The organism is Rhizobacter sp. Root1221, from assembly GCF_001425785.1.
In the GTDB taxonomy this organism is placed as follows: domain Bacteria; phylum Pseudomonadota; class Gammaproteobacteria; order Burkholderiales; family Burkholderiaceae_C; genus Rhizobacter.
Genome location: NZ_LMDI01000033.1, coordinates 43,380 through 53,501, shown reverse-complemented (window position 1 = coordinate 53,501; position 10,122 = coordinate 43,380). Strand labels below are relative to the sequence as shown.

Genomic DNA, 10,122 nt, shown 5'->3' with positions numbered 1-10,122 from the left:
TTGAGTTGGCGCTCTGGGATTTATCCCAAACAGCGAGTGCTCGCAACAACTTACGTGACCTCGGTCCAATTTATTCCGGACAGTAGTGGGCGAACGCCGGGACCCACYGTGTCCAGRCGCSGCGACGTYCCGGYCACATCTGGCCTGATGCCCCCGCCTCAACGCTTCTCTCGACAGCGTGAAACGTTTGGGCCCTCTGACGGCACCAGCTGCTCTGAATCACACGCTCGAGCCCCACGCGTCCAGTGGGTCCCGGCGTCCGCCGGGATGACAACGTTGTGAGTGAGTCGACCCATCGGTGAATCGGCTGTACCCCCGATGCCTGCTGGCAACGCAGCCATTCAGGTTGAATTTCCCCGGACAGCCGACGAAGCCAGGCGGCGAGCGACGCGCAGCGAGCAACGCCCCGAATCGCGAACGCCAGGCAGAAGGCGAGCGAAGCGAAGCCGCAGATCAAGCTACCGCCGAGCCCGGGTCCCCCGGGCGACCGCGGGCGCCCCTCGGGCAGGAGCGAAGCGACTGGGGGGCTCACTTTTTACAGCAGAGCGGCCACACGCTGTTGGGATCGTTCGAAGAACAGCGGCACAGGTTGGCAGGTTCCCCGATGAGGTTGCCCCCACCGGTCGGGATGGGCCCATCGCCTTCACCGGGTGGGTTGTTCGGGCTCCAGCCGCCGTCCGGTGGCGACGACGGCGCACCATTGCGCGCCAGGTTGTCCTCGGCGTGGATGAACACGCAGGCGCAACCCACGTCCACCGTCTGCATCGTGGACGCCTCGTTGCGCACGTTCTGCTGCGCGATCTGCACCTTCTGCGTGTTGTAGACCTTCGTGACCACGCCCACGTGGCCGAACTGGGCGCTGACACCGCAGCTGCCGCGGCCGAACACGAACAGGTCGCCCGGTACGGGCGTGCCTTGCCCCGGGCGGAATCGCCGCACGCCGGCCGGCATGGGCCCGTCGCACAAGTCCGCCGCCGCCGGCAGGATGATCCACTTGTTGAACTTGAAGCCGAAGTAGCGCTGCGCGAGTTCGTAGCACTGGTAGCCGAACCCGCTGTTGGTCATCGTGCGGTTGCCGTTCGGGTTCGTCGTGTACGTGTCCTTGCCGTTGGTGCTGTAGATCGGGTTGCCGTAACAGTGGTTCTTGTTGAACACGGGGAAGCCCGTGCTGTCCTGGGTGTCGTCGAAACGCCCGCCCTGGCCGTCGATGTAGGCGGAGGGGGCTGCGTTGCACGCGTATCCCGCGGCGGCAGGGCGCGGCATCAGCAGGGCGATGGCGGCGAGGACCACGAGGGCCAGCCAGGGAACGGATCGAAGGGCTCGGAAGGTCGGGGGCATGGAGGCTCCTTGGCGGCCGGTGCCGCGGGTGGGTCGGTGCCCGGGTGTTGCGAGGGGTGTGCCAGCGGGCCCGTGGGGGCATCTCCGGGGGGAGCGGGCGCCCGGCGTGTGCGGTGGCCGGCACGGGGCCGGACGGGGCGTGCGGATTCCCGCACCGTGTTCAGCGATGGAAGGGTTTGGCCGCGCCCCGGGCCATGTCCTGCAACACGCCGCTCGTGCCCGCCACCCCGGCAACCAGCGCGTTCGCGAATGTGCCCGTCACGCACAGCACCAGCACGCCGATGGCGATGAAGAGGAACAGGGCGATCAGGTCGAACGGCTGGCGCACCTCGATCGTGGCGCCGAAGGCCCCGGGCGCCTGCATCTGCATCGACTGGAACGCGAGCAACACGATGGCCAGCGTGATCTTCGCGACGAGGTCGTACATGATCACGCCGCAGAAGAACCGCAACCACCCGTCGAACAGGAACGACAGGCGCGGGTACAGCAGGAACGGAATGGTGAACCACCCGACGGCGTAGGCGATCGAGTAGCACCATTGCATCCAGGTCTCGACCACGGTGGCCACGATGCCGAGGATCACGATGGCCAGGTCGCCGGCCTGCGTGACACCCATCGCCATCATCCCGGCCTTGCCCATGCAATGGAAGAAACCTTCGCACGACGGCTGCAACGTCAGCTGCAGCAGCATGCTGAAGATGGCCTCCGCGAAGGTGGCCTTGCCTTCCGCGCCGCTGATGCCCTTGGCCATCGTGTCACCCACGAACCGGCCAGCGTTGCCCACCGCGGGAATCAGCGTCGTGTAGGCCGTCAGCAGCAGGTACACGTAGAAGATCGTGAACATCAGCTCGAGCAGCGCCTGCAGGTTGAAGCCGCGCATCGCGAACCCGGCGAACCGCCACACGAACAGGAACCCGGCGAGGGACGTGAACAGCACGTTCGCCACCATCGACACCTGGTTCGACCGCAACGCCTGGCCCACGGCCTTGTCCATCTCGACACCGGCGTTCGCCAGCGTCACGTAGATGTCGTGCAACCACGGGATGTCGGGGATGGTGGGCGCGGACCAGGCCGGCTGCAGCCACAGCGCGACCATCAGCGGCACGATCCACCGCGTGACTGGCGGCAGGCGACGGGTCATGTCGATCCGCCTGCGCGGGACCTGCCTGACCGTCGCTGCGGGCCGCTGTTGGGGCCGTTGTTGCGGCCATTGGTGCCCCGGTTCGGCGGCCTTCCGCCACGGCGCGAGCCCTGGCCGCCGTTGGACGACCGCGCGGCCCGTTCTGCCTTGCGGCGGCTCACCTCTGCCCAGATGACCTTGGACGGCAGGCGCTGGAGGGTGTTCTCGGCATAGTCCTCGACGATGTCGCTGGTTCTGACGAGGCGGTCGGTGTAAGCCGCGTTCATGCGGTCGCGATGCGACGCCTGCTGGCGGCGCTGCTGCCGCTCCTTGACCCCCTTCTGCACCACCTGCTTGGTCTTCGACACCACCGAGCCGAGGTTGAGCCCGCCAGCCGCGGCGCCGGCGACGATGGCGGATGAGAAGCGGCCCGTGGCCAGCAGCGTGAAGATGCCCACCGCGCAGAACAACATCATGCCGAGCACGCTCGCGAAATCCTTGATCGGGGCCGCCACCGGCAACAGGAAGCCCCCCGACACGAGCGCCGTGATGGACGACTTCTGGTACGCCATGATGGCCACCGCGACCAGCGAGAGGTTCACGCGGGCCACGATCACGTACACCACCACGCCGAAGAAAAACCGCAGCCAGCCCTCGAACAGGAACGCGAGCCGCGGGTACAGCGAAAACGGCAGCATCAGCGGCCCGATGGCCAGCGCGATCGCGTAGATCCAGAAGCCCCACACGTCCACCGCCATGACCACCATGCACAGGACCAGCATCACGACCGACATCGCCACGGTGGCCACCACCATCACGATGGAGCCCTTGACACACGCCAGCAGCTTCATCGGGTTGAGCCAATCGAGCACCGAGTCGGGGCAGTCCGGCCGCAGCGATTTGCCGTAGTCGACCATCATTTGCACGAGCGCCCGGGGCAGCGTGGACGCGTGCTGCGGGTCGTACGACAGCCCGGTGATGCCCGACAGCATGATGTGGCCCACGTACAGCGACGCGTCGAAGATGGCCGGCACCACGACCGGGAACGACGAGATCATCGCGCCGGTCAGCAGGATCTGCATCATCGTGTAGACCATGTCGTCCAGCTGGAAGCCTCGCAGTGCCCAGCCGGCGCACTTCATCAGGAACAGCGAGGCGGCCATCACGGTGAACAGGGTGGCGATCACCCGCTTCATCTCCGGGCCCTTCACCACCTGGGTGACACGCTCGACGATCTGGGTCTCGTACTTGTCCACCACGGAGAACGCGTCGCCGAGCCCGGCGTGTGCCGGCAGCGCCACGCACACCAGGGCGATCAGCACCAGAGAGAACGCCGCGCCGCGCGCGGACCGGGACACGGCGGTCACAGCGCGGCCACCTGGCCCGCGAGCTTGGCGGCAGCCTGCGCGGTCTTCTGCACCATCTCGCCCACGCCACCGCCGGCCGCCGAGTTGACGATCGACGAGGCGAACTTGCCGGTGGAGTACAGCGTGGCCACGCCGATGCCCATGAACACATACATGCCCACGACGTCGAAGAAGCCCGTGATCTGCACCGGGTCGATCGAACCCGGCCCGGTGCTGCCCTCCACGTTGAACAGGATCTCCATGCCGAGCAGCACGAGGGCGAGGTTGATCTTCGCGACGATCACGTAGACGACCAGCCCGAACAGGAACTTCAGCCAGCCGTCGAACAGGAACGCCAGGCGCTCGAACAGCAGGAACGGGATGGTGACCCAGCCCACGGCGTAGGCGATCTGGAAGCCCCAGATCGTCCACAGCTCCACGAGTGTGGCGATCACGCCGAGCACCAGCACCATCAGGTACGCCGTCACGGTGGCCGGGAACGCGATGATCGATGCCCCGATACAGTCCCACCCGCTGCACGACACCTCGAACTTCACCTGGATGATCATGTTGAAGATCGACTCGGCCATGCTCGTGCCGAGGGGCCGCCCGGTGATGCCGTTGCCCAGCACGTCCGAGACGTAGCGGCCAGCATCGAACACCGGCGGAAAGATGGCCTTGTAGCCGGTCAGCAGGATGTACACGAGCACGAACGTCATCGTGAGCGTCAGCAGGTCCAGCATGTCGAAGCCGCGCAAGGCGAAACCGGCGAAGCGCCAGATGAACAGGATGGAGCCGAGGGCGACGAACAGCACGTTGACCACACGTTCCACCTGGCTCGTGCCGAGCGCGGTGTTGATGTTGTCCGTGATCTGCTGCGACACCGTCTCGAACGATGTGAACACCTCGTGGAGCGCGGGAATGGTGGCCGCCTGGGCGGGCAGGCTCCATGCGAGCAGGCACAACAGCAGGGCAGTGAGGCGTGTCATGGGGTGGGCGAGCGCTCCACGGAACGTGTCAGGCGGCGGCGTTCACTGTCGAGTTGCTGCAGCGCGAGCGAGGCGGTGCGGCCCTGCTGCAGCACGGCGGCGCGCACCTGTTCCTCGCGCTCCAGCGTGTCGAGCACGGCGAGGTACAGCTCGCAGCGGCCCACCTGCAGGGCCTGCACCGGGCCGCGGCCGGCCTGTTGCAGCGCCTGCAGTTGCTGGCTGATCTGCTGCACGAGGGCGCTGCGTTCGGCGGGCGCCACGGGCAGGGCCTGGGCGGGTGTCGCCGGGCCGGCCTGCCGCACGCGAATGCCCGCCAGCTCGCCGCGGAGCTGGGCCAGCTTGGCCGGGCCGGCGTCCAGGTCGCCGCCGGCGATGGCTGCCGCGCGCTGCACGATCCCGTCGAGGGTGGCGAGCCGGCCGGCCATCGCGGCGGCGGCGGACCGCACGTCCAGCAGTTCGCGGCCGGACTGTGCGAGGCTGCCGCGCAGGCGGTCCACCGATTCGCGCACGCCTTGTGTCATGGCCGCGCCGTCCGGGGCCCGGGCGTTGAGCACCTCCACCTGGCGCATCAGCGGGCCGCCGTCGGTAGACGCCACGAAGGCCTGCATCGCACCGAAGTCGATCGATCCCGGAAGGCCCGCGCCGCTGCGTGCCAGGTCGGCCAGGGCGTCCCCCGCCGCTGGTGGCGGTGCCCCCGGCTCGACGCCGGCCGCGAACAGCCGCGAGGTGTGGTCCGTCGGGTCGATGTCGCGGTGGGCCGCGATCAGGCGGCGCAGGGCCGTGGCCAGGCCGGGATCGTCCGCCACCGCGGCCGCGGCCGCCGGAGGGGCCGGGGTGGCGCCGGTGTCGCGCAGGTGGGCGTCGAGCAGGGCGAGCACCTCGGCCCAGCCTTCGGGGTCGGCCTCGATCGCCGCCACCGGCAGCGCATCGATGTCGTCCAGCAGCGCTTCCAGGTCGTCGCTGTCGTCGGCGCGTGCCGGCGCGACGGCGAGGAACGCGGCCGCCAGCAGCACCGTCCAGAACCGCGTCACGGCAGCACCCCTTCCTCGCGGAAGCGCTTCAGCGTCAGCTGGATGCCACGCTCGTAGCCGTGTTCCTCGATCAGTGCGGTGCGGATCGCGGCCTCGCGCGGGTGCGACGTGTTCATCACGTACTGCTCGGGCTCCACCTTCAGGTTGACGATCTTCGCGATGCCGAGTTCGGGTTGCACGATGAAGGCCTGCTGCTTCGGGATCAGCCCGCGGATCGCCTCGCATTCGCCGGCCTGCAGGAACGGGAAGGTCTCGAGGTACAGGCTGTCGTCCATCTTCGAGTCGGCCATGAAGACGAACGTGCTGGCTGCGCTTCGCACGGCCGCCCAGTTCTCGCTGTTGAGCAGCTCTTCCGGCGACTGTGTCCACAGCTGGACGCCCGCGCCCCACTTGCCCCAGGTGCGCACCTTCGCCACGAGGTACTCGGCGAACACCCGCAGGCGCAGCGCGTGGTGGCACTCGTCGACGTGGAGTTCCTTCGGGATGCCGCGGCGGCGCGGGTCCTCGAATGCACGGGTGATGCGGTAGAAGAGTTCGAGCAGCAATGGCCCCATCGCGTTCGGATCGTCGCGCACGGCCTGCAGGTTGAACACCGCGACCCGTTTGTCGAGTCCCCCTGCGCCGTCCTTCTCCGCGGCGAACAGCGGGGCGTAGCGGCCGGACATCTGCGGGTCGTTGCCACGTGTCCAGCGCGTGAACTTCTGCGCGAGCTGCATCGGCATGTGGGCCACCAGCGAGTCGAGCGTGCGCATCTCGGGCGGCAGCAGCAGCGTCTTGCGGATCGCGCCGTCCAGGTACTCCTGCTCGTTGTGCGCGAGCTGCTGCAGGCCGGCGTCGTCGTTCGCCTGCATCATCTGCACGAGCAGCTCGGTCATGTGGACGATGAACGGCATGTCGCCGTCGCCCTGGTAGTTCACGAACGGGTTCAGGCCGTTGGTGCCGTCGGCCGTCACGCGGAAGATGCCGCCGTCGGCACCGAAAGCCTGCGCCAGTGTCTCGGTGCCGGGGTCGATGTCGATGGCCCGGATCACCCCGCCGTATTTCAGGAAGTGGGTGGCCAGCGTGTTCTTGAAAAACGTCTTGCCGCTGCGGATCGGGCCGATGCCGATCAGCATTGCACGGCCGCCGATGAAGTTGCTGAAGTGGAACGGCCGGCCGTCGCGGCTTTCCATCACGTACTGGGCCTCCTCGCCACCGAGGTCTTCCACGTAGGGCTGGCCCAGGGCACTCTGGTACACGAGGGCCGCCGCGGCACTCTGGGTGCCGTTGATGACCATGTCGCGCATGCTCTTGTGCTGGCCGCCGGGCTGCATCGTCTGGTACGCATACGGCAGGTCCACGCCCTCCCACACCAGCGAGAGCCCGACGTTCGAGCACGCGCGGTCGAGCGACAGCACCGTCTCGCGCAGTTTCGCCGGGTCGGTGTGGAACGCGGCGACGAAGCTGTGGCCGTGGCCCCAGACCTCGTCGAGGGCCTCGGCCTCGCCGAGTTCCTCGATCTTCTGCGCGATCGCGGGTTTCATGGTCACGCGCTTCTCGTCGAGCGACCGCTCGTTGCCCTGGATGACGTCCCACGGGCTGATGGCCGACCGTTCGAGTTCGGTCTGCTTGCTGCGAAACAGCATGGAACGGCGGAACTCGTTGAACGGCACGAAGCGGTGCATCAGCACGTAGTTGCCCCGCAGGCGCGCGGGCGAATCCTCGCCATGGCCCCACAGGCCCTCGCGCACCGGGCTGCCGAGGCGGCTCACCGCGCCGATCTTCACGTACCGGTGCTCGACGTCTTCGATCTTCAGCACGTCCATGTTCGCCACGCGCAGGTGTCGGATGTCGCCGCTGGTCAGGAAGTGGTCCCAGTTCGTCAGCGGTGGCGTCTCGAGCGGGGCGGTGCCGAGGCGGTGCGGCTGCAGCGTGGCGAGGAACCGGGCGTGGGCCCAGATCTCCTCGACTTCCAGCGGGTCGGCGGACATCATGCCCGACCACTTGGCGCTGACCACCGCCAGCGTGTCCCGCAAGGTCCACGACAGGCGTTCGAGCTGCTCGGCGATGAACACCAGGCCGCCCTGCTTGGACAGCGCCTGCTGCACCACGCGGCGGCTCGACGCGCTCACGGCCGACATCGCCAGGTGCTTGAGCAGGCCCGTGATGTCGAGCTTGTTGGTGTTCTCCGGCGGCAGGATCTCGAAGTAGTGCACCAGCCGCGAGTCGCAGAGGTCACGCCCGTTGAGGAACTCGGCCCGGCGGCGCGACATCAGGTCGCTGATCGGGTGGCTCCGCCGGGCGAGCGACACCGTCGCGCCCTCGTGGTGGGTGTAGTACTGCGTGACGGCGATGTTCTTCGGCAGCTTGCCGTAGATCACGCGGGCCACGTGCATCAGCCCCTCGTGGTCTTCGGGGGCCATGCCGTCGGGGTCGCGCCCCGACAGCTCGATGGCCCCCATCAGCGAACCCGTCTTGGTCAGCACGAAGCCGTTGTAGATGCCGTAGCAGCTGTGCAGGTCGAGGACCGACCCGATCTTGTCGCGTGCGCCCATGGTTGACGGGTCCGTCGGGATTCGTCAGAGGGTGAAGTCGGCGCCCGCGCCGAGCTGGCCGACCCACGCCGAGGCGTTCAGGATCGCGATGCCCGCGACCACGACCCGAAGGATGGGCCCGAAGATGCCGTCCTTCGGTGCGAACACCCAGGTGGCGAAAGCCGCGACGATCGAGATGATGACGACGGCCTTGCCGAACGGGCCGGTCATGAAGTTCAGGAACACCTGCAGGAAGCTCTTGACGGCACCGAAGTCGGCGCCGGCCGCGTGTGCCGAACCGCAAGCGAAGTACAGCATGAAGCCGCTCATCCAGGCCAGGGCCTGGGGTGTCAGGTAACGGGACAGCGGGGCGCGGGGGATCGACATGGTGAGGGTCTCCTGAAGTGAAGGTGGAAGGGGAACGGCTGTCATTCGTTGAACGGCAGCACCGTGACCGGCCGGTTCGCCGGTGGCGACGCCGACCACCGCACCGGGCGGCCGAACGAGCGTTGCCATGCGATCAGCGCACGGGGGTCGTCGTTGTAGATCGCGAAGAGCACGCCGAACATCAGCGCACCCATCGCCAGGCCGAACACGATCGGGATCTGCGTGACCATCGCGATGGTCATCACGGCGGCGCCGAGGAACTGCTTGCTGGGGATGCCCCAGATGGTGTCCTCGCGGGCGAAGATCTTGACTTCGTGCAGGCTGGGGTCGGTGCGGCTGGCCATCGGGCGGGTTTCCTGGGCTGACGGGGTGCCGGTGTTGTGCGAGTCCCGTGCCAGATGTCCCCAGGCCCTGCGCATCGAGGGCCGCTGCCCCGCGCCACCCGGGAAACGGGGCGTGGCGGACCGGCCTGGCGCGTGCAGGTTTCCGCACAAGGTGCGGTGCGCCGTGTGACGCACCGCACGGGGATCACCTTGCGAGGAGGCGGGCCGCGCCCTGGCTCAACTGCAGGCGGTTGCGTACGCCGAACCGCTTGCGCAGGAGCCGCATGTGGTAGTCCACCTTGTGCAACGACAGGCCCAGCCCGGCCGCGATGGCCTTGTCGCTTTCACCGGTGGCCAGCCGGCTCAGGATGTGGTGCTGCACCGCGGTCAGTCCGGCGCGGTCATCCTCGGACGGCGCCGTGCTGCCCTGGTGGAGCTGGCATTGGTGGACCGAAAACGCGACGGCCCAGGCCTGCTGCAACACCCGGTCGTTGATCCAGTGGCTGCCTGATGCCGGTGACAGCAGGCCCACCATGTGCCGCTCGTGGAGGCCATGGCCCGGCAGGGCGAACAGCACCCCGCTGTGCATGCGGTTGTGCCGGAGTGCCGACACGAACCGCGCCACGCGGGCCCGAGGGGTTCCGAGCGGGGCACGGCGTTCCAGTTCGTCGACGTGCCACACACAGGGCACGCCGGTCTGCGTGGCCTCGTGCATGCGGGGGTCGATCTCGAAGAACGCCTCGCCGAGGTACTGCCGCACCCAGTCCCCGTCCGTCCATGCCTTCTCGTTCGGCAAGGCTTCGGGCCACGCGTGGCGAAGGGTCACCCAGCAACTGCCGAGGGACTGGAAGCCGAGTGCCGCGACGGCTTCGCGGACGAGTTGCCGGCGTGTGTTGTCGTCGCCGGCTTCCAGCAGGCGGCGCAGCAGCGGTGGCGCCGCCTGCACCCGCGCGCCCGCCGGCCGCGGTGCGGCGCCGAACAGCGGCAGGCCGGCGTGGGCCGGGCGCGGGGCGATCCGGAAGGTCTCGCGCTCTGGCGGCGTTTCGATCTCCATGGTGTGTTCTCCCTGAGTTGC

General features: G+C 68.2%; 9 protein-coding genes. All 9 read right to left on the bottom strand.

Annotated features, from left to right (window positions below; genetic code table 11):
* Positions 1 to 528: 528 nt before the first annotated feature.
* The 9 genes from ASC87_RS20885 to ASC87_RS20845 all read right to left on the bottom strand — a co-directional run bounded on the left by ASC87_RS20885 (position 529) and on the right by ASC87_RS20845 (position 10,101).
* The gene (locus ASC87_RS20885) at positions 529 to 1,338 is read right to left on the bottom strand and encodes a CHAP domain-containing protein (protein WP_056666783.1); all 810 of its coding nucleotides are present in this window, start codon (positions 1,336 to 1,338) and stop codon (positions 529 to 531) included.
* Between the two features lie 160 nt (positions 1,339 to 1,498).
* On the bottom strand, positions 1,499 to 2,479 hold the full coding sequence (locus ASC87_RS20880) for a hypothetical protein (RefSeq protein WP_056666778.1): 981 nt from the start codon (positions 2,477 to 2,479) through the stop codon (positions 1,499 to 1,501).
* A complete protein-coding gene (locus ASC87_RS20875; RefSeq protein WP_056666775.1) occupies positions 2,476 to 3,825 on the bottom strand; it encodes a type IV secretion system protein in 1,350 nt (449 codons plus the stop codon). The genes ASC87_RS20880 and ASC87_RS20875 overlap by 4 nt, the downstream gene beginning before the upstream one ends.
* On the bottom strand, positions 3,822 to 4,793 hold the full coding sequence (locus tag ASC87_RS20870; RefSeq protein ID WP_056666774.1) for a type IV secretion system protein: 972 nt from the start codon (positions 4,791 to 4,793) through the stop codon (positions 3,822 to 3,824). The genes ASC87_RS20875 and ASC87_RS20870 overlap by 4 nt, the downstream gene beginning before the upstream one ends.
* The gene (locus ASC87_RS20865; protein WP_056666770.1) at positions 4,790 to 5,824 is read right to left on the bottom strand and encodes a hypothetical protein; all 1,035 of its coding nucleotides are present in this window, start codon (positions 5,822 to 5,824) and stop codon (positions 4,790 to 4,792) included. The genes ASC87_RS20870 and ASC87_RS20865 overlap by 4 nt, the downstream gene beginning before the upstream one ends.
* On the bottom strand, positions 5,821 to 8,358 hold the full coding sequence (locus ASC87_RS20860; protein WP_056666767.1) for a VirB4 family type IV secretion system protein: 2,538 nt from the start codon (positions 8,356 to 8,358) through the stop codon (positions 5,821 to 5,823). The genes ASC87_RS20865 and ASC87_RS20860 overlap by 4 nt, the downstream gene beginning before the upstream one ends.
* A gap of 24 nt (positions 8,359 to 8,382) precedes the next feature.
* Entirely contained in the window at positions 8,383 to 8,724 is a 342-nt protein-coding gene (locus ASC87_RS20855) for a TrbC/VirB2 family protein (RefSeq protein ID WP_056666763.1), read from the bottom strand.
* A gap of 41 nt (positions 8,725 to 8,765) precedes the next feature.
* On the bottom strand, positions 8,766 to 9,068 hold the full coding sequence (locus ASC87_RS20850; protein ID WP_056666761.1) for a hypothetical protein: 303 nt from the start codon (positions 9,066 to 9,068) through the stop codon (positions 8,766 to 8,768).
* 184 nt (positions 9,069 to 9,252) lie between these two features.
* Positions 9,253 to 10,101 (bottom strand): LuxR family transcriptional regulator, encoded by an 849-nt coding sequence (locus ASC87_RS20845; protein ID WP_056666758.1) that lies wholly within the window; start codon positions 10,099 to 10,101, stop codon positions 9,253 to 9,255.
* Positions 10,102 to 10,122: the final 21 nt, after the last annotated feature.